The sequence below is a fragment of the Caballeronia sp. INML3B genome (assembly GCF_023631305.1).
Lineage (GTDB): Bacteria > Pseudomonadota > Gammaproteobacteria > Burkholderiales > Burkholderiaceae > Caballeronia > Caballeronia turbans.
Genome location: NZ_JALQDI010000021.1, coordinates 39,074 through 58,494 on the forward strand (window position 1 = coordinate 39,074; position 19,421 = coordinate 58,494).

Sequence of the window (19,421 nt, forward strand, 5' to 3'; positions counted from 1 at the left end):
TGCGAGCGCGGGTCTGTTCTGCAGTCCGCGGACACTTGAAAACGCTTTTATCTGGAACCTATACAGCATGAGTTTGATGACGAAGCTTGGCCTGAAAACGCTGGTCGCATCCTGCCTGATCGCAGCCGGCACCGCCGCACACGCCCAGTTGAACGTACTCGTGACCGGCGTCGGTTCGACCCAGTTTCCGATCGCGACAGCCAATTTCGCCAATGAAGCGAGTTCGCCGCAGCAGGTCAGCGCGATCATTCGCCAGGATCTGCAGAGAAGCGGCAAGTTCACGAATATCGACGCGGGCGGCACGCCGGTGTCGGAGACCGATTCGGTCGATCTCGGCGCCTGGAAGGCAAAAGGCGCAGATGCGTTCGTGTCGGGCAGCGTGAACAAGCTGCCGAACGGCCAGTACGAAGTGCGCTTCCGTCTCTACGACACCGTCAAGCAGCAGAATCTGGGCGGCCTGTCGCTCGTCAGCGCCGAAAGCGGCCTGCGCATGAGCGCGCACAAGATCGCGGACTACATCTATGCGAAGCTGCTCGGCGGCCGCGGCGTGTTCGCGACGCGTCTGTCCTATGTGATTCAGACGGGCGGCCGTTATCAATTGCAGATTTCGGATTCGGACGGACAGGACGCGAAGATCGCGCTTTCCAGCCCGGAGCCGATCATCTCGCCGGCGTGGTCGCCGGACGGCACGAAGGTGGCATACGTGTCGTTCGAAAAGAAGAAGCCGGTGGTGTACATCCACGACCTGCCGACGGGACGTCGCGTGGTCGTGTCGAATCAGAAGGGCAACAACAGTGCCCCGGCGTGGTCGCCCGATGGCCGCAAGCTCGCGGTCGCGCTCTCGCGCACCGGCAACACGCAGATTTTCGAAGTCAACGCAGACGGCTCCGGCCTGCGCCGTCTGACACAAGGCAGTTCCATCGACACCGAGCCGTACTACTCTCCTGATGGCAACTCGATTTATTTCACGAGCGATCGCGGCGGCCAACCGCAGATCTACAAGATGCCGGCGGCGGGTGAAAGCGCCGGCGCGGCCCAGCGGGTCACGTTTGCAGGCGCGTACAACACGAGCCCGCGCGTGAGTCCGGACGGCAAGCAACTTGCGTACATTTCGCGCACTGGCGGCGGCTTCAAGCTGTATCTGCAGGACCTCGCGTCCGGCACGGCGACGGGGCTGACCGACACGACGCATGACGAATCGCCGAGCTTCGCGGCGAATGGTCAGTACATCCTCTACGCCACCCAAGTGAACGGACGTGGCGTGTTGGCAGCCGTTTCGACCGACGGTCGTACGCGGCAAGTCTTGTCCGTACAGGGCGGTGTGGTGCGCGAGCCGTCCTGGGGTCCGTTCATGCAATAAGTCCAGCAATAACGTTTCACAAACAACGTTCAGCTACAACACAAGGAGAGGTACCATGATGTCGAAACTTCGTATCGGCCTGGCAGTTGCGATGGTCGGCGCATTGGCGGCGTGTCACTCGGGCGTGAAGCTCGATGAAGGCCAGAACAAAGGTGCAGTCGGCACGCAGCCGAACCCGACGGACGTAAAGCAGGTCAACATCGACCCGCTGAACGACCCGAACAGCCCGCTCGCGAAGCGCAGCATCTATTTCGACTTCGACAGCTATGCCGTGAAGGACGACTATCAGCCGCTGCTGCAACAACACTCGTCGTACCTGAAGAGCCATCCGGAGCGTCACGTCCTGATCCAGGGCAACACCGACGAGCGTGGCACGAGCGAGTACAACCTGGCGCTCGGCCAGAAGCGTGCGGAAGCCGTGCGTCGCGCAATGTCGCTGATGGGCGTCGCCGATTCGCAGATGGAAGCCGTGAGCCTCGGCAAGGAAAAGCCGACGGCGACGGGTCACGACGAATCGTCGTGGGCACAGAACCGCCGTGCGGACCTCGTGTACCAGCAGTAATCAACTTAACGTAACCAGTCACGGGTGAGTCGCCCTATGTTGTATCGCTTTCCCTTGCTGCGCATGGCCGCAGCCGCGTGCGTACTCGGTTCGACGATGCTGAGCGTGCCCGCGCACGCCGGCGTCTTCGACGACAACGAAGCGCGTAAAGCCGTGCTCGACCTGCGCACGAAAACTGACAGCCTGTCCAGTCAGTTGCAGGCGGCACAGCGCACGATCCTCGATCAATCGAACCGTATCGACCAGCTCAATCAGCAGGTCGCGACGCTTCGCGGCCAGAACGAGGATCTGGCCAACCAGGTCGGAACCCTGCAGAAGCAGCAGAAGGACTATTACGCCGATCTCGACACGCGCTTGAAGAAGTTCGAGCCGCAGCAGGAGACGATCGACGGCATGACCGGTTCTGTGCAGCCTGGCGAGACGGAAGCGTTCAACGCAGCGTCGACTCAATTCCGTAACGGTGACTACAAGAATGCCGCGGCGTCCTTCAAGGCATTCGTGGTGAAGTATCCGCAGAGCCCGTATCAGCCCACTGCCCGTTACTGGCTCGGCAATGCGCTCTACGCTCAGCGCGACTACAAGGGATCGACGGCGATCTGGCAGGATCTGGTGAAGAGCTACCCGACGCATCCGCGAGCGCCCGAGGCATTGCTCGCAATCGCGAACAACCAGATCGAGCAAGGTCAGAAGGCGGCTGCCAAGCAGACGCTTCAGCAGATCATCTCGCAGTACGCCGGTACGGAAGTCGCGCAGACCGCGCAAAGCAAGATGTCGCAGGTGAAGTAAGCGAAGCGTCATCGTTTCGCGCCTCTCGAGGAGAATGCCCGCGCGCAACGAAGCCGCGGGCGTTTTTCTTTCGAGAATCAGGCTCTTCTTCGATGAACCTGGTTGACGGTTCTCCGAATTTGAGATTATAATTTTGCCTCTTTCGGGTCGTTAGCTCAGCTGGTAGAGCAGCGGACTTTTAATCCGTTGGTCACAGGTTCGAATCCCGTACGGCCTACCAAGTATCAGGTAAGAAGCCCAGTCATTGCGACTGGGCTTTTTGCTTTGCACGCCCGATTCGTCTCTACGGTCATCGAGACACAAATTGTCTCAACCCTTCCTATAATCGGAGTCATTCCCGCCACGTTCCAGCGCCATGACCTCCAGCCTCGATGAAGCCATTCTCCGCGTGCTGCCCACCGAACGGGACGCAACCGCCTGGCTCTCGACGCCCGAAATCCGCAGGCGTCTCGAAGAGCGCGGCCATCGCGTCGGGTACACGAAGAAGGTGCAGCGCCATCTGACCGCGCTGGAAGCCGATGCGCGTGTCGTGTCGATGCTCAACGGCCGCGAACTGCTCTGGCAGCGCAAGCCGTGGCTGCACGGGTTGCAGGAAGGCGTCAGCGGGCTGATGAGCGCGTCGGAAGCGGTGGCGTTTCACATCCTTCAGCGCTTCGCGGGCAACAAGCTGCCGAACGCCGTGACGCGCGACATCGATCCGCTCTTCAAGGCTGCCGAATCGCGGCTGTCGCAGGAAAAGGCGGACAGCCGCATTTATCGCGCGTGGGCGGACAAGATCGATTCCGTCGATGGCGCCTTCACGCTGATTCGCCCGAAGCTGCGTCCGGAGATCTTTCAGACTGTCGCGACCGCTACGTTCTTCGAGCGGGAACTGCTCGTGCAATATCGCCCGGCGTACAAGGCGGAGCAACAGCCCGAACAAGGCAACGATCCGAAGACGAAGACACTCTGGCCGCTTGCGCTCGTCGAATCGGCCGGCGTGATGTACATGGTCGCGCAAGACCCGAATCGCGCGCCGCGTCCGGAGAAAGGCGAAACGGAATGGACGCGCGCGCTCTACCGGCTCGATCGCATCCGCTCGGTGGCGGAGTCCGGCGAATCCTTCACGTACCCCGAAGACTTCAAGCTGCGCAAATACATCGAGACGCAGCAGGTGTTCGACTTCCTGCCCGAGCCGCCGGCGCTGCTCGAACTCGCCTTCGAAGGCAACGCGGGTAATCAGTTACGCGAATCGCCGATGTCGAAGGATCAGCAAATCGACACCCTTCCCGATGGCCGCATGAAAGTCACGGGCACCGTGACGCCGAGTCTCAAGCTGCGCTGGTGGCTACGCGCGCTGGGCGCGGGCGTCGAGATTCTCGCGCCGCAAGGTCTGCGCGATGAATTCGCGGAAGACTATCGCAAGCTCGCGAGCCGCTATGTTCAGGCAGACCCGCAATGAACGACGCCGCGCACTTCGAGCAGGCAAGTGAATGGATTCGTCATGCCGATGGCCTGCTGATCACCGCGGGCGCGGGCATGGGCGTCGACTCCGGGCTGCCGGATTTTCGCGGTCCGGAAGGCTTCTGGCGCGCGTACCCGGCGTTGCGGCATCACGGCTTTTCGTTCGAGGAGATGGCAAATCCCGAAGGCTTCGTGCGGCATCCGCGGCTCGCGTGGGGCTTTTATGGGCACCGACTCGCGCTGTATCGCGCGACCGCGCCGCATGACGGCTTCCATGTGCTGAAGCGCTGGGCCGCGCGCATGCCGCACGGCGCGTTCGTCTTTACGAGCAATGTCGATGGCCAGTTCCAGCGCGCGGGCTTCGCGCCCGAGCGCGTGGCCGAGTGTCACGGCGCGATCGATTCGCTGCAATGCATTGACGCTTGCACGAACGACATCTGGTCCGCCGAGGGCTTCGATCCGATCGTCGACGAGGCGCGCTGCGAGCTCGTCAACGACATGCCGCGCTGCCGGCATTGCGGCGCGCTCGCGCGTCCGAACATCCTCATGTTCGGCGACTGGAACTGGATCGGCACGCACACCGCGCAACAGGAGCAAAGGCTGGCCGCCTGGCTTCACGGCGTGACGAGCTTCGTGGTCGTCGAGCTTGGCGCGGGGCGCGCGCTGCCGACGGTCCGGCGCTTCAGCGAGCGCAACGGACCGCGCGTGATCCGCATCAATCCACGCGAGCACGCGATTGCGCCGGGCTTGGGCGTAGGCATCGCCGGCGGCGCGCGCGAGACGCTGATGCGGCTCGACCGCATGCTTCAGCCCATATAACGCACGTTGACCTGCGGCCCGAACACGTCGCGCACGATATCGACCAGATGGTCGTGATGGCTCAGGAAGATCACCTGCGTGCGTTTGGCGATCTGCGCGAGCACGCGCAGGCCGGCACGCGCGCGGCCATCGTCGAAATTGATGAAGAGATCGTCGGCGACGAACGGCAACGCCGACGCCTTCTCGCCATGTTCTTCCAGCGCCGCGAGCCGCAGCGCGAGATAGAGCTGATCGCGCGTGCCTTCGCTCATCCCGGCGATGTCGACATGTTCGCCGCTCGCGCGGATCGCGGACAGCGCCATCGGCTGTCGATCGTAGTCGACGACGAGCCGCGAGAACGTTCCAAGCGTGAGCTCGGAGAAGATCGTGCTCGCGCGTGAGAGCATCGGGCCCTGACGGCGCTCGCGATAGCGGTCGATCGCCCACTTGAGCAGCGTCGAAGCCGTCTCGACCTTCACGAAGCGTTCGGCGGCATCGGCCATCGCGGCGAGCGCTTCCTGGCGCTTCGCTTCGGCGCGCGCCGCATTCGCTTCGCCTGCAATGGCGTCGAGTTCCCGGCGTGCGGCATCGAGCGCGGTTGCGGTGTCGGTCGCGATTTTCACGGACTCGGTGAGCGCCGCGCCGATACGCGACAGCTCCGCCTGCACGTTCGGCATGTCCGCGCCCTCCACTTCCGCGACGAGCTCGTCGGGCGACAGGCCATCGCCGCCCTTGATGAGCGCGGCGCGCGCGTCGTCCACATCGGCGATCAGCTCGCGCTTTTTCTGCGACTGAACGATCAACGCCTGGAGCACGTCGGGCGTATCGACGCCGGCGAGATCGTAGAGCGGACGCAGCATGGCCTTCGCTGCTTCCACGTCGGCGCGGGCGTGGCTCACCTGTTCGCTCGCCGACGCATGCTCCTTCTTCAAGCGCTTCAGTTCGGCGTGTGCGGCAGACGCGCGATCGAGGCGTGCCGACAGCTCCGTCGCGATCGCGTTCGCATCGAATGTTGCGAGCGATTCGTCGAGTTCGCGCGCGAGTTGCGATGCCTCGGCGTCGAGTGCGGCGAGTTCGGCGCGCTTGGCGTCGATCTGTCCGCTGCGGATGGTTTCGATCTGCGTCAACTGCTCGCCGATCCTCTTCACGATCTCGATGGCCGCTTCGGCCGCCGCCTGCGAATCCGCCACATTCGCGAAACCCGCTTTCGCGATCGCCTCCGACCACTCGCGTTGCCAGCGCTCGAATGCTTCGCGAGCCGCTTTCGCAGCGCCTTGCCGCGCGATGCGCTCGGCGTGCGTTTCGTCGAGTTGCGTCGAGAGATGACGCCGCTTCATCGCCGCCTCGTCGATCGCGCCGATGTGCGTCTCCGCCACGTCGCATAACATGTCGAGATCGGCGCGCGCGTCGGTCTGTGCGCCCGCTTCCGCGAGATGTCGCGCGAGTTCGTCGCGCCGCGCGTCGGAATCGGCGGATTCGCGCGCGAGTTCTTCGGTGCGCGCATCGAGCGCCTGCGCCGCCGCCAGCGCCTTGTCGCGCGATGCGATCCATGACGGCGCTTCGTCGAGCGACATGTCCGCGATATGCGAATGCGCGGCGAGCGCGCGCCACGCGTCGTCGAATGTCGTCAGCGCCGATTCGGCTTCGCGCGCGCTCTGTTCGCGCCGCGCGAGCGTCGATTCTTCGCTCGCGACACGGCGCTTCAATGCCGCAAGCTGCGTCGCGTAACCGACAGAGCCGAGCTGACGATCGGCCAAGCCATCCGCAGAATGCATCGCAGTTTCGAAGCCGGATGCGGCGTCATCGAGCGCCAAGTCGCCGGACTTGATCGCATGCCACGCCGCATCGCGCGACGCGCGTGCTTCGCGCACCTGATCGCCCGTCACGACATCGTGTGTTTCGACCAGATCGTCGAGCTCGGTGCGGGTGACGTGGAGCGTGTCCTGCCCTTCCTTCGCGCGATCGGCCGCGAGCGTCAGCCGCGCGACCAGATCCTGCCGTTCCGCGCGCAGTGCGGCGAGGCGCTCGGCTGTCGGGAGCGACAGCGCCTTCAATTCGTCGATGGAGCGTGACCATCGGCCGAGCGACGCCATGTTCGCGTCGAGCAGTTGCTTCGCGTCGCGCTTCGCGTCTTCGAGGCGCTTCATCGCCGCGCTCTTGTCGCGATATTTCTGCGCCGCGCGCAACGCGGCACGCAGACCCGGCGACACATCGCCGGCCGCGATCGCCGCCAGCTTCGATTTCAGCGTATCGATCTGCGCCGCGCATTCGTCGGCTGACTGTTCAGCGTTGCGCGCGGCGAGTTCGAGTTCGCCGCGCTCCAGCATCAGACTCGTGACCGTTTGCAGCGCGAGCGCGCCCGGCATTGCGCGGCGCGTGCCCGCCTCGTCTTGCGGCCACCCGAGTTGCGTGCCGTCCCGTGCGACTTGCTTCAGGCGCATCGCGACTTCCTGTTCGAGCCGCGCGATTTCGCTCGCGTGATTCGCGCAGCGCTGTCCCGTGGCGTCGAGGGCACGAATGCGCCCCTGCGCGGCGAGAAGCGCATGATCGATATGGACCGCGCCCAGATCCGCCTGCAACTGTTCGGCTTTTTTCGCGTATACGTCGAGCGCGCTCTGCGCGGCCGCGTGCCGCTTCAGCGCGCTTTGCAACGTCGCTTCGGCGTTCGCGGGCAGATCGACGACATCGCCCAGTTCGCGCAATTCCGCTGCCTTCTCGCGCCACACGTTCATATACGGTGCAACGCGCCTCACCCGTTCGAGCTTGCCGCGCTGTGCTTCGAGTTCCGCGCGGCGCGCGTCCTGCTCGCGGCGCCTTTCTTCCGTTTCTTCAACGGCGCCATGCGCGCGCGTCCACTTCGCGGTGCGCACGCTGGCCAGTTTCAGTTCGTCGGTGGCTTCGTCGTATTGCTTACGGTGGATGTTGTACGCACAGCCTGACTTGCGCTTCGCCCACAGGCCGTCGGCTTCTTCCGCGAGACGCTGGCGCACGTCGCCCAGGCTTGCGATACCCGCCGCAGACTGAAACAGAACCTGCCCGACATCGCTCGATGCATCGAGAATGGCGTCGCCACCGCGCCGAAGCGCCTCGTGATTCAGACAGTACATCTGCTCGAAGAAGCCCTTGTCGGCCGCGCCGAGAAACGCTGCCAAAGCGTCGGCGGGCAGCGCGTCGCCGTTCGGCGCATTCAGCGACGACTTGCGGCTCTTCGTGCGATGAAACGCGAACGTCTCGCCGCTCGTTTCGATCGACGCACCGAGCCGCAGATCGCTTTGCGGATGCACGAACGCGAGCGGCGAGCTGTGCGGCATGCCGAAGAGCAGCTCGGAAATGGCGTTCTTGATGGTCGATTTGCCGGCCTCATTCGGACCGACGACGAAGTGGAAATCAAGTTCCACCGCCGGAAACTCGACGGCGTGATCGGTGAACTTGCCGTAGCGGATGAGTTCGAGCTTGCCGATGCGCATGGCTTACTCCGCGTCCGACAACTGCGCGATCAGCCCCGAGCGCACTTCGCCGACGAGCCTCGCGAGTTCGCCGTTGCGCACTTGCTCAAGTTCGGGCACCGACTTATGCAATTCGCTCGGCGCTTGCGCGGCCAGCGCGATGAGCCGTTCCCTCAGCATGCTCAAAAACTCAGGGTCCGATTCGGCTTCGATCAGAAGGCCGTGAAGATCGGCGAGCGCATCGGTGCGGCCGGTTGCCGGTTCGCTGCGCGCGAGCGGCTCGGTCGCGATCTTCACTTTTTCGAGCCACAGCCGGTCGTGGCTGATCGCCGCGATCTGCGCGAGCACTTCCACGCGCAGTTGCGTCGCCAGTCCGAACAGCTCGCCGTGCGCCTGTGTCGCGCCGGTGATCGTCACGCGCACCGCGTGCGGCACCGACGACACGGAAGACTCGACGAGCGCTTCGAGCTCACGCCCGACAGCCAGCGCGACTTCATCGAGCGTGCTTGCCTGCGATACGTCCACCGTCACGGATTCCCAACGCAGCACGTCGATGAAAAGCCGCTCGACGCTCACCTCCTCCGTATCCGACACCGTGACGATCACCGCGCCGCGCCTGCCCGTCTCGCGGATATTGCGCCCTTGCAGATTGCCCGGAAAAACGATGGTCGATGCGTCCTGCCACATCGCGTAATCGTGCACGTGACCGAGCGCCCAGTAGTGATATTCCTTCGCGTGCAATTCGGCGACGGAGCACGGCGCGTAGCTCGCATGCATCGAGCCGCCCTCGAGCGCCGTATGCAGCACGCCGATATTGAAATACCCCGCGACAGGCGACGGATACGCGGTGACGAGATTCGTCGTGACCGCCTTTTCCTTGAAGCTGTGACCGTGCAACGCGACCTTCAGATCGTCGATGCGAAACGTCTGCGGCTTTCTCGTCGAGAACGTGTGGACGTTGTCGGGCAATCGGAGTTGACTCGTCATCTCGCTCTCGGCGTCGTGATTGCCGAAGAGCACGTAGACCTGAATGCCCGCGCGACGCAGCCGGCCCATTTCGCGGCAAAAGAAGATGCCCGTGTTGTGATCGCGCCAGGTGCCGTCGTAGAGATCGCCTGCGATCACCATGAAATCGACCTGTTCGTCGATCGCCGCCGACACGAGCTTCGAGAAGGCCTCGCGCGTGGCGTTGCGCAGCATGTCCGCGGGTGCGTCCGCGTAGGCGGAAAGGCCGTGCAACGGGCTGTCGAGATGGATGTCCGCCGCGTGAATAAAGCGCATGCTGTCTTCCCTTGAAGGATGTCTTTTCTGTCCCGCACCGATGGGGACGACGATCGTAGCAGCCGATCCGGACACATAGCGTCCCGATCGACGTTGCGTGTTCGGGACGCCGAATGTCCCTTCCCGCTCGCAGAATCGGCCGCTCGGATTCAACGCGACACGAGGATAACGATGAACGAAACACTCGAGCGGCACGCCACGATCACGAGCCCTTACACGCTCAGGAATGTCGATGCCGCGATCGGGCATCTGGAGCGCGTGCTGTCGGCGGAAGGTGCGAATTCGCTGTTCGGCCAGACCTACTGGCGCACGCGCGTGCAACAGGTGAGCGCGACGCGCGGCTTGCAACGCGAACAGCGCGCGCGACTTGAACGGCTGATGAAATTGCTGACGGATGGCGGCTGCGTTCAGACCTTCGCGCGCTGAACCGCCTGCGCCAGCGCGACGAATTCCGCCACCGGCACTTCTTCGGCGCGGCGCGTGAGATCGAAGCCGAGGGCGTCGAAATCGATCGTGTCGCGATACGCGCCCAAGTTGTTTCGCAGCACCTTGCGGCGTTGCGCGAACGCGGCCTTCACGACGTCGCTCAATACGGTTTCGTCGACCTCGGGCAACTCGTGCGGTGCGAAAGGAATCATGCGCACGATCGCGGAATTCACCTTCGGCGGCGGATTGAACGACTGGGGCGGCACGTCGAGAAGCTTGTCCATCACGTAGCGGTATTGCAGCATCACCGAGAGACGCCCGTAATCCTTGCTCGCGGGCTCGGCGATCATGCGGTCCACCACTTCGTCCTGCAACATGAAGTGCTGGTCGATCACCTTGTGCGCAAACGTCGTCAGGTGAAACAGCAGCGGACTGGAAATGTTGTACGGCAGATTGCCGACGATGCGCAGCGTCGGCTTTTCGTTGTCCTCGCCTTCGAGCGCGAGCGACGCGAAATCGAAATCGAGCGCATCGGCGGAATGCACGACGAGCCTGTCGCCGAAACGCTTTTCCAGACGGCCGATCAGATCGCGATCCAGTTCGACCGCATGCAGCGGCGACTCGGGCGTGGCGAGCCGCGCGATCAGCGGCTCGGTGAGCGCCGCGAGGCCCGGCCCGATCTCCACCATGCGCTCGCCGCGTTTCGGCGCGATCACATCGACGATAGAATCGATCACGCCCTGATCGACTAGGAAGTTTTGCCCGAAGCGCTTGCGCGCGAAATGGCCTTGATGTTTGGTCGACATACTCGTTTGAAGGAAGCGGCGCGCGGCGCCGGATCACGCCGCGCGCGTGTGACGCTTGTGACGCGCCATCGTGACGGCGGCGTCGATCGCGGCGATCATGCTGCCCGGATCGGCGCGGCCGGTGCCCGCGAGATCGAGCGCGGTGCCGTGATCCACCGACGTGCGGATGATCGGCAAGCCGAGCGTTACGTTGATGCCCTCGCCGAACGTCGCGTACTTCAGCACCGGCAAGCCTTGATCGTGGAACATCGCGAGCACGCAATCGGCGCCTTGCAGATAGCGCGGCTGGAACAGCGTGTCGGCGGGATACGGTCCGGGCGCGTCGATGCCGAGCGTGCGCGCGCGTTCGAGCGCAGGCGTGATGACGTCGATTTCCTCGCGGCCCAGATAACCGTTCTCGCCCGCGTGCGGATTGAGACCGGTGACGAGAATGCGCGGCGCGGACAAACCGAAATGCGCGCGCAGATCGTGATCGATGATCGTGAGCGTCTCGACGAGGCCATCGATGGTCAGCGCCGCGGACACATCCTTCAGCGGCAAATGCGTGGTCGCGAGCGCGACGCGCAACGGACGCTCGCTCGACCCCGCCAGCATCATCACGACGCGCGGCGTGTTCGTGCGCTCGGCGAGGTATTCGGTATGGCCGGTGAAGGGAACGCCGGCATCGTTGATGGTGCTCTTTTGCAGCGGCGCGGTGACGATGGCATCGAACCGGCCGGAAACAGCGCCGTCGATGGCGGCATCGAGCAGACCCAGCACATAGCGCCCGTTCGCCGCATTCAGTTTGCCCGGTTCGGCGGGCACGGCGAGCGCGTGATGCTCGATCTCGACCGCGCCGTGCGACGCTTGCCAGCCCGCGCCGGCGCGCGCTTCGAGCAGCGCACGGTCGCCGAGCACCGTGAAGTGCGCCGACGGCCAGCGCTCGCGCGCCTGCCTGAGTGCCGCCGCCGTCAGTTCCGGGCCGACGCCCGCCGGCTCGCCAGTCGTAATGGCGATGGCGAGCGGTCGGGCGTCGGCGGTGCTCATGCTGTTACTGCTGCTGGGCAGCGATGCCCTTGTATTGCACGTACGCGGTGTCGCGCAGTTCGCGCAGCCAGTCGGAGTACGCCTGCTCGGCTTTGCGTTGGCCGATCGCCTGACGCGCGATGTCGAGCTGCTGCGACGCCGATCCTTCCGCTTCGCGGCGACCGAGCACCTGAATCAGGTGATAGCCGTACTCGCTGCGCACCGGATCGCTGACCGCGCCGTCCTGGAGATTGTTCATCGCCCGCTCGAACTCGGGCACCGTCTCGCCCGGGCTGATCCAGCCGAGATCGCCGCCTTGCGACGCCGAGCCGTCCTGCGAATACGTACGCGCGAAGTTGGCGAAATCGCCGCCCGACGCGACTTGCTGCTTGATGTCGAGCAGCTTCTGGCGCGCGGCTTGTTCGGACATGCCGTCCGACACGCGCAGCAGGATGTGGCGCACGTGCGTCTGCACGAGCTTGGGCGCATCGGCGGCGGTGCCTTGGCTCGCGCGGCGATCCACCAGCTTGATGATTTCGAAGCCGCCGTCGGTGCGCAAAAGCGTGGGGACGACCTGGCCCGGACGCAACGTCGAAACCGCGTTCACGATACCCGCCGGCAACGTGCCGGGCGTACGGAAACCGAGATCGCCGCCCTTGCTGGCGTCGGTGTCCTGCGAATTCTGCTTGGCGAGTTTGGCGAAATCCTCGCCGCCTTGCGCCTGCTTGAGCACGGCGTCGGCCTGAGCCTGGACCTTCGCGACTTCGCTGTCAGGCGCATCCGAGGGCAGCTTGAACATGATGTGCTGAAGGCGCAGATCACTCGTATTGCGCGCGCCCGGACCGCGCTGACTGGCGATGTAGTTCGCCACTTCGCCGTCGGACACGGTGATTTTGCTATCGACTTCCTTCTCACGCAGCTTCGAGAGCGTCAACTCCGTGCGCGCGTCGCGCGTGAAGGTGGACCAGGGCACGCCCTGCGCTTCGATGCGGGCGCGGTACACGTCGAGCGTCATCTGATTTTGCTGCGCGAGACGCGCGAGCGTGCGGTTGACGGTGGCGTCGTCGATGACGATGCCGTCTTCCTTCGCCTTCTGAAGCTGAATGCGCTCGAGCACCATCTGATCGAGCACTTGCCGCTGCATCTGGTCCGCGGGCGGCACCGGCGCGTTCTGCTGCTGAAGACGCTTGGCGATGAGCGCCGTGCGCTCTTCCAGCTCGCGCCGGGTGATGACGCCGTCGTTCACCACCGCGACGACGGAATCGGCGACCTGCGTATTGCGATTCGACAACGCCTGCGCACCGGCCGGCGAACTCAGGATCAGCGCGCCAGTCAGCACGCCCGCTGCAATTGCCATCGATCGAAACATATTCACGTTTGCCACAGATACTCCATCAAATACAGGCTTCACCCGTTCGTGTCCTGCTTGTACATGCTGCTCTGCGCGGCCCTTGGCGCCGCTCTTCACTGCCGTCGCCGGATGCCGCGCGCGGACGCCCGTTCCTGCCTTACTCGTAATCGCTGTACCGGGAGAGCGGCGGTGCCGCCGGCGGCGGCGGCTGATAACCCTGAACGCTCGCGCGGAACGCGCTCACGAGGCCGTTGTCGACGTTCGACAGACCCTTGAACGTCAATTGCGCGAGCACGCGCGTACCCGACGAAGGCTGGCCCTGCGTGTTCACGCCGTTGGCATAGCGCTGCATGCCGAAGCCGAACGCCCAGCAGTCGGCATCGTACTGGAAGCCCAGAAGCCCGTCGACGAGACGATGGCTCGCGAGATCGTAATTTACGCGGCCGACGGCGTAGAGGCGATTCGTGAGCGGCCACTCAGCCGACAACAGGATCTGGTTGATCGGCTCGTTCACCAGCGTGGTCTGGTTCGAACGCGTGTAGCGGTAGCCGATGTTGATTACCCTGCGCTCCGCCGGACTGAACGCAAAACCGATGCTCGAGCGCACGAGCTGGTTGTTGTCCACATTATATTGGAACGCCGTTTCCGAGGCGAAACCAGCGCCCAGCTTGATGGCGGCGCCCGCGATCAGGTCCGAGTGCTTCGCCTGGTCGGGCAACTGGCCCGGCGTGATGGTGACGCGCTGGCTCTGGAAATAGTACTGTTGCGCGATGACGAAACGCGCGCGCTCGTCGCCCGTCGCCGGATTGATGAAGCGCGTCGTCAGGCCGGCCGTAATGCGGTTCGCATCCGCGATGCGGTCGTTGCCGACGAAGGTGTTCGGCGTGTAGATCTCGGCCAGGCCGAAGTCGGCTTCGGCGGTATCGAAAATCGGCGCGAAGTCCTGATTGTGATACGGCGTGTAGACGTAGTAGAGCCGCGGTTCCAGCGTCTGGATGTAATCCTGGCCGAAGAGCCGCACCGAGCGGTCGAACACGAGCCCCGTATCGAAGCTGAGGGTCGGAATCGACTCGGTGAAATTCTTGGGCTGCCCCGCCACCGGCGGCGACGAGCCCGCAACCTGGGTCGTCGCGATGTGGCTCAGATCGTACGACGCGAAGTGCCATTGCACCTTCGGCGTGACGAAATAGCCCGGCGCATTGATCCCGTAACTCAGGTACGGGTTGAAGTACAGGCGGTTGCCGTCGGTGGCGCCATCGGTCGTGATCGTGAAGCGCGTCGCGTCCAGTTCCGCGCCGTAGTCGAAGCCGCCGACGTTGTACTTGTTGTACTGAACGTTCACCTGCGGCTCGCGCGCATAGGGCGGAACCGACGGCTGCAGCGTCTGCCAGCGCTGTTCGCGCGCGAGGACGGACCACGGGCCGTTGTTATACGTGAGCCCCGCTTCCTGCTGATACAGGAGCTGCGTGCCGTTCAGGAACTGATTCGACGCGTTGCCCAGGTCTTCCGGATATTGATCGTCCGAAACCTTGTTGTAATTGACGTAGCCGCCGAAGCCGTTGCCGAAGTTCTGGCGGTGCTGCCAGAAGATCGCGTAGCGGTTCGTGTGCGTCACCCGGTCGTTCGGCAGATAGTCGCCGGTAAACGAGCCCGAGTAGGTCGGCGACAGGTAGCGGTAGGTCGCTTCGCCCAGCACGCCGCGCTTCGTCATGATGCGCGGCGTGACGGTCAGATCGCGATTCGGCGCGATATTGAAATAGTACGGGATCGTCGCTTCGAAGCCGGTCGTCGAGCTGAGCGAGAAGGTCGGCGGCAACAGGCCGCTGCGACGGTCGCCCGTGAGCGGAAACGACAGCCACGGGCTTCCGAAAACCGGCACGCCCTGGAAGAACAGCACGCCGTTGTGTGCAATGCCCTCTTCGGCGCCGGTGTCGAAATCGAACGATGTACCCTTGATGTACCAGGCCGGATCGGATTCGCACTGACAGGCGGTATAGGTGCCGTGATCGATGCGCGCGCGCTCGTCGTCGATCATGTCGACGCGCTCGGCGCTGCCCGAGCCGCTCGTCAGGTTGAAGTGATATTTCGGGTTCGTCATGAACCCTTCGTTGGCCTCGACCTTCAGATGCGCTTCCGGGCCGACGAACGACACGCCGTTGTTGATCAGCCTGACATTGCCGAAAGCATCGGCCATGTCCGTATCCTGATCGTAATGCAGCGCGTCGCCCTTGATGACCGTCACCGTGCGCCGGATCTCCGCCGAGCCCTTCGCCGCCATGTCTTCGTCGGTGGTGCCGGTCGCCTTGTCGCTCAGCAGGAACGTCGAAGGCTGCTGGCCGCTCTGCAGCGGGCGCTCTTCGAGTTGCGGTGCGAGACGCAGACTGCCGGGGCCGTCGAGCGGCTGAGGATACGCGGCGTCGCCCACGAGCTGGGCATGTGCAAGAGCCGGCATCAGGCCTGGAACGGACAGAAGCGCGACGACGAGCCGCCGCCTGCGTGGCTGAGCGTCGCCTTGGATTTTCGATACGGGAAACTGTCGTGGCGGCATGTATGGGTGGCGGTTCGATCCCGTTCGCGTCCCACGCGCCCGATGCCGCCGGGCAGGCGGCCGCGCCCTTTCCGCAGTCCCGAACTTGACGGTCCGTTGCAAAGCAGGGACGACACTCGATCGAACGGTGACGCTCACAGTCGTCGGGGGCCTGGCGCCAGGCGTGAAACGGATCGCTTAAAAAAGTCGTGGGGTATTATATGGCAAGATGTTTGGCCCCTCGAATTTATGACGCACATTCCCTCCGACGCCCGCCTGAATCAGCTTCGCTCGTGGCTTGAACGTTTCGCCGGACCGTACCGGCTGAACATCACGAGTCTCGCTCCCGCCTCCGCCGACGCCAGCTTTCGCCGATATTTCCGGCTGGAGAGCGATTCGGAGCATGGCAAGACGCTCATCGCCGTCGATGCGCCGCCGCCCGAAAAATGCCGCGAGTTCGTGCAGGTCGCCGGGCTGCTCGAAGCGGCGAACGTGCATGTGCCGAAAATTCTCGAAGCCGATTTCGATGCCGGCTTCATGCTCGTGACCGATCTCGGCACGACGACTTACATTTCCGTTCTCGACGAAAAAAACGCGCGGCCGATGATGCGCGCCGCGATCGACACGCTGATCCGCTTCCAGCAGACCGCGCGCGAAGGCGTGCTGCCTTCGTTCGACGAGGCGTTCCTGCGCCGCGAGATGGAACTGATGCCTGAATGGTTCATCGGCCGACATCTGGGCCGCGAAGTCACCGCGGACGAACGCAAGACGCTCGAGCACACGTTCACGCTGCTCGTGCAGAGCGCGCTCGCGCAGCCGCAGACCTTCATGCTGCGCGATTTCATGCCGCGCAATCTGATGGTGTGCGAGCCGAACCCGGGCGTGCTGGACTTTCAGGACGCGGTGTACGGGCCGATCACGTACGACATGGCGTCGTTGATGCGCGATGCGTTCATCAGCTGGGAAGAGGCGTTTCAGCTGGATTGTGTCGCGTACTACTGGGAGCGCGCGAAGAAGGCCGGACTTCCCGTCGATCACGATTTCGGCGAGTTCTACCGCCAGCTCGAATGGATGGGCCTGCAGCGGCACATCAAGGTGCTCGGCCTGTTCGCGCGCATCCACTATCGCGACGGCAAGCCGCGTTATCTCGCCGATCTGCCGCGTTTCATCGGCTACGCGCGCAAGGTCGCGGAGCGCTACGCGCCGTTGTGGCCGTTCGCGCGTCTGCTCGATTCACTGGAAGGCCGCGCGGCCGAAGTCGGTTACACCTTCTGAGTTCACGATGACGCACGCTTTGAAAACGGCGATGATCTTCGCCGCCGGACGCGGCGAACGCATGCGCCCCCTCACCGATACGTGTCCGAAGCCGTTGCTTCCGGTCGGCGGCAAGCCCTTGATTGTGTGGCAGATCGAGCGCCTCGCGGCAGCGGGCGTCGAGGTAATCGTGATCAATCATGCATGGCTCGGCGAGCAGATCGAGGCCGCGCTCGGGCGCGGCGCGCGCTGGGGCGTCGATCTGCGGTATTCGGCCGAAACCGAAGCGCTGGAGACGGCGGGCGGCATCGCACGGGCGCTACATCTGATCGGGGACGGCGTGTTCGTCGCGGTGAGCGGCGACGTGTTCTGCGATTTCGATTATGCGAGCTTGCATCAGCGGGCCTCGCAACTCGCTTCGATGAACGAACCGGGCATGCATCTGGTGATGGTGCCGAATCCGCCATTTCATCCGAAAGGCGATTTCGCTTTGCGCGATGGCGTGCTCGCATTCGACGGCGAGCCGCGTTACACCTTCGGCAACATCGGCCTGTACGACACGCGCATGTTTCGCGACCTCGCGCCCGGCACGCGCCGCGCGCTGACGCCGTACTACCGCGAAACGATCGAGGCCGGGCGCGCGAGTGGCGAGCGCTACGAAGGCCGCTGGGAAAACGTCGGCACGCCCGCGCAACTTCGCGCACTCGACGACGAACTGCGCGCCCACTGAACGCAGGCGCGTCGGGGATTGGGACGCATCCGATGGTAAAATGCGCGGTTCTCCCGTCTTTTCGTTCCGGCCGCGCCCGCAATCATGTCCGATACCCGTCCCGATACCCTCTTCGCGCTCACCGCGCTCTCGCCGCTCGACGGCCGCTATGCCACCAAGACAGAAGCCCTGCGCGAATGGCTCTCCGAAGCCGCGTTCATGCGGCATCGCGTGACGGTCGAGATTCACTGGCTGATCGCGCTGTCGCGCGCCGGTTTCACCGAAGTGCCGCGCTTTTCCGAGGCGTCCGAGCAATTCCTGCTCAGCCTCGCTGAACGTTTCACGGCGCACGACGCAGCGCGCATCAAGGACATCGAGCGCGTCACGAATCACGACGTGAAGGCCGTCGAATATTGGCTCAAGGAGTCGGTCAAGGGTCAGCCGGAACTGGAGCGCGCGAGCGAGTTCATCCACTTCGCATGCACGTCCGAAGACATCAACAACACGTCGCACGGTCTGATGCTTGCCGGCGCACGCGAACACGTGATCCTGCCGGCACTGCGCTCGGTGTACGAACGCCTCGTGAAGCTCGCACACGCGCACGCGGAACAGCCGATGCTCTCACGCACGCACGGTCAGCCGGCCAGCCCGACCACGCTCGGCAAGGAAATCGCCAACGTTGCGGCGCGTCTTTCGCGCGCGATCCAGCGCATCGAGAAGGTCGAACTGCTCGGCAAGATGAACGGCGCGGTCGGCAATTTCAACGCGCATCTGTCGGCGTATCCGGAATTCGATTGGGAAGCGTTCTCGAAGGATGTCGTCGAAAATCGGCTGAAGCTCACGTTCAATCCGTACACGATTCAGATCGAGCCGCACGACTACATGGCCGAGTTGTTCGACGCGGTGGCACGCGCTAATACAATCCTGCTCGACCTCGATCGCGATGTGTGGGGCTACATCTCGCTCGGCTATTTCAAGCAAAAGACGAAGGCGGGCGAAATCGGTTCGTCGACGATGCCGCATAAAGTCAATCCGATCGACTTCGAGAATTCGGAAGGTAATCTTGGCCTCGCGAATGCCACGCTGCGCCATCTCGCCGACAAACTGCCGGTCTCGCGCTGGCAGCGCGACCTGACGGATTCGACCGTGCTGCGCAATATCGGCGTCGCGTTCGGCTATTCGCTGCTCGCTTACGACGCGCTGATCCGCGGCCTCGACAAGCTGGAAATCAACGCGGCGCGCCTGAACGAAGATCTCGACAACACGTGGGAAGTGCTCGCCGAGCCGGTGCAGACGGTGATGCGCCGTTACGGCATCGAAAATCCGTACGAGCAACTGAAGGAACTCACGCGCGGCAAGGGCATCACGCGCGAGGCGCTGCAGACGTTCATCGCGGGTCTGGCGATTCCCGCCGACGCGAAGAAACTGCTGCTCGAGATGACGCCGGGTTCGTACATCGGCAAGGCGGTGGAGTTGGCAAAGCGGATTGCTTGAATCCAGGCCTGGATCCAAAAGTAAAAAAGCCCCGGAAACTGAACTGCACCCCAAAAGTTGGACAACCGTCCAACGACTTGGGGTGTTTTTTATGAGCAAGCACAGCGCGCAATTTAAGCGAGCCGTCGTCGAAGACTATCTGTCAGGCAAATATGGTGGTAGTGGAGCAGTGG

At 63.7% G+C, this 19,421-nt stretch carries 15 protein-coding genes and 1 tRNA gene; 10 read left to right on the forward strand and 6 right to left on the reverse strand.

Annotated features, from left to right (window positions below):
- The first annotated feature begins 67 nt into the window (after positions 1–67).
- The 6 genes from tolB (at position 68) to NCS58_RS12105 (ending at position 4,970) form a co-directional block, all read left to right on the forward strand.
- The gene (gene tolB / locus NCS58_RS12080; RefSeq protein WP_061121287.1) at positions 68–1,360 is read left to right on the forward strand and encodes a Tol-Pal system beta propeller repeat protein TolB; all 1,293 of its coding nucleotides are present in this window, start codon (positions 68–70) and stop codon (positions 1,358–1,360) included.
- A 55-nt stretch (positions 1,361–1,415) separates the two neighbouring features.
- Positions 1,416–1,922 (forward strand): peptidoglycan-associated lipoprotein Pal, encoded by a 507-nt coding sequence (pal, locus tag NCS58_RS12085; protein WP_008342807.1) that lies wholly within the window; start codon positions 1,416–1,418, stop codon positions 1,920–1,922.
- A gap of 36 nt (positions 1,923–1,958) precedes the next feature.
- Positions 1,959–2,708: a tol-pal system protein YbgF gene (gene ybgF, locus NCS58_RS12090; RefSeq protein WP_250477072.1), complete on the forward strand. Its 750-nt coding sequence runs from the start codon at positions 1,959–1,961 to the stop codon at positions 2,706–2,708.
- A 144-nt stretch (positions 2,709–2,852) separates the two neighbouring features.
- Positions 2,853–2,928, forward strand: a tRNA-Lys gene (locus tag NCS58_RS12095).
- 135 nt (positions 2,929–3,063) lie between these two features.
- The gene (locus tag NCS58_RS12100) at positions 3,064–4,149 is read left to right on the forward strand and encodes a YafY family protein (protein WP_250538506.1); all 1,086 of its coding nucleotides are present in this window, start codon (positions 3,064–3,066) and stop codon (positions 4,147–4,149) included.
- Positions 4,146–4,970 carry a Sir2 family NAD-dependent protein deacetylase gene (locus NCS58_RS12105; protein WP_250538507.1) on the forward strand — a complete coding sequence of 275 codons (825 nt, stop codon included), beginning with the start codon at positions 4,146–4,148 and terminating at the stop codon, positions 4,968–4,970. Before NCS58_RS12100 ends, NCS58_RS12105 begins: the two co-directional genes overlap by 4 nt.
- Here the strand turns inward: NCS58_RS12105 and NCS58_RS12110 are convergent.
- Entirely contained in the window at positions 4,958–8,416 is a 3,459-nt protein-coding gene (locus NCS58_RS12110; protein WP_250538508.1) for a YhaN family protein, read from the reverse strand. The genes NCS58_RS12105 and NCS58_RS12110 overlap by 13 nt on opposite strands.
- Positions 8,417–8,419: 3 nt before the next feature.
- Entirely contained in the window at positions 8,420–9,676 is a 1,257-nt protein-coding gene (locus NCS58_RS12115; RefSeq protein WP_250538509.1) for a DNA repair exonuclease, read from the reverse strand.
- 171 nt (positions 9,677–9,847) lie between these two features.
- Here NCS58_RS12115 and NCS58_RS12120 point away from each other — a divergent pair, with 171 nt between their 5' ends.
- Positions 9,848–10,102 (forward strand): hypothetical protein, encoded by a 255-nt coding sequence (locus tag NCS58_RS12120; RefSeq protein WP_250477069.1) that lies wholly within the window; start codon positions 9,848–9,850, stop codon positions 10,100–10,102.
- Here the strand turns inward: NCS58_RS12120 and rsmA are convergent.
- The 4 genes from rsmA to NCS58_RS12140 form a co-directional block, all read right to left on the reverse strand.
- Positions 10,084–10,908 carry a 16S rRNA (adenine(1518)-N(6)/adenine(1519)-N(6))-dimethyltransferase RsmA gene (rsmA, locus tag NCS58_RS12125; protein ID WP_250538510.1) on the reverse strand — a complete coding sequence of 275 codons (825 nt, stop codon included), beginning with the start codon at positions 10,906–10,908 and terminating at the stop codon, positions 10,084–10,086. The two genes, NCS58_RS12120 and rsmA, sit on opposite strands and share 19 nt — an antisense overlap.
- Before the next feature lie 33 nt (positions 10,909–10,941).
- Positions 10,942–11,934: a 4-hydroxythreonine-4-phosphate dehydrogenase PdxA gene (gene pdxA, locus NCS58_RS12130; RefSeq protein WP_250477071.1), complete on the reverse strand. Its 993-nt coding sequence runs from the start codon at positions 11,932–11,934 to the stop codon at positions 10,942–10,944.
- A 4-nt stretch (positions 11,935–11,938) separates the two neighbouring features.
- Positions 11,939–13,282 carry a peptidylprolyl isomerase gene (locus NCS58_RS12135; RefSeq protein WP_250490306.1) on the reverse strand — a complete coding sequence of 448 codons (1,344 nt, stop codon included), beginning with the start codon at positions 13,280–13,282 and terminating at the stop codon, positions 11,939–11,941.
- 139 nt (positions 13,283–13,421) lie between these two features.
- Positions 13,422–15,812, reverse strand: coding sequence for an LPS-assembly protein LptD (locus tag NCS58_RS12140; protein ID WP_250538511.1), 2,391 nt, complete (start codon positions 15,810–15,812; stop codon positions 13,422–13,424).
- Between the two features lie 228 nt (positions 15,813–16,040).
- Here NCS58_RS12140 and NCS58_RS12145 point away from each other — a divergent pair, with 228 nt between their 5' ends.
- The 3 genes from NCS58_RS12145 to purB all read left to right on the forward strand — a co-directional run bounded on the left by NCS58_RS12145 (position 16,041) and on the right by purB (position 19,248).
- Positions 16,041–17,066, forward strand: a complete 1,026-nt coding sequence (locus NCS58_RS12145; protein ID WP_250538512.1) for an aminoglycoside phosphotransferase family protein — start codon at positions 16,041–16,043, stop codon at positions 17,064–17,066.
- 7 nt (positions 17,067–17,073) lie between these two features.
- On the forward strand, positions 17,074–17,775 hold the full coding sequence (gene murU / locus NCS58_RS12150; protein ID WP_250538513.1) for an N-acetylmuramate alpha-1-phosphate uridylyltransferase MurU: 702 nt from the start codon (positions 17,074–17,076) through the stop codon (positions 17,773–17,775).
- An 84-nt stretch (positions 17,776–17,859) separates the two neighbouring features.
- Positions 17,860–19,248 (forward strand): adenylosuccinate lyase, encoded by a 1,389-nt coding sequence (gene purB, locus NCS58_RS12155; RefSeq protein WP_250538514.1) that lies wholly within the window; start codon positions 17,860–17,862, stop codon positions 19,246–19,248.
- Positions 19,249–19,421: the final 173 nt, after the last annotated feature.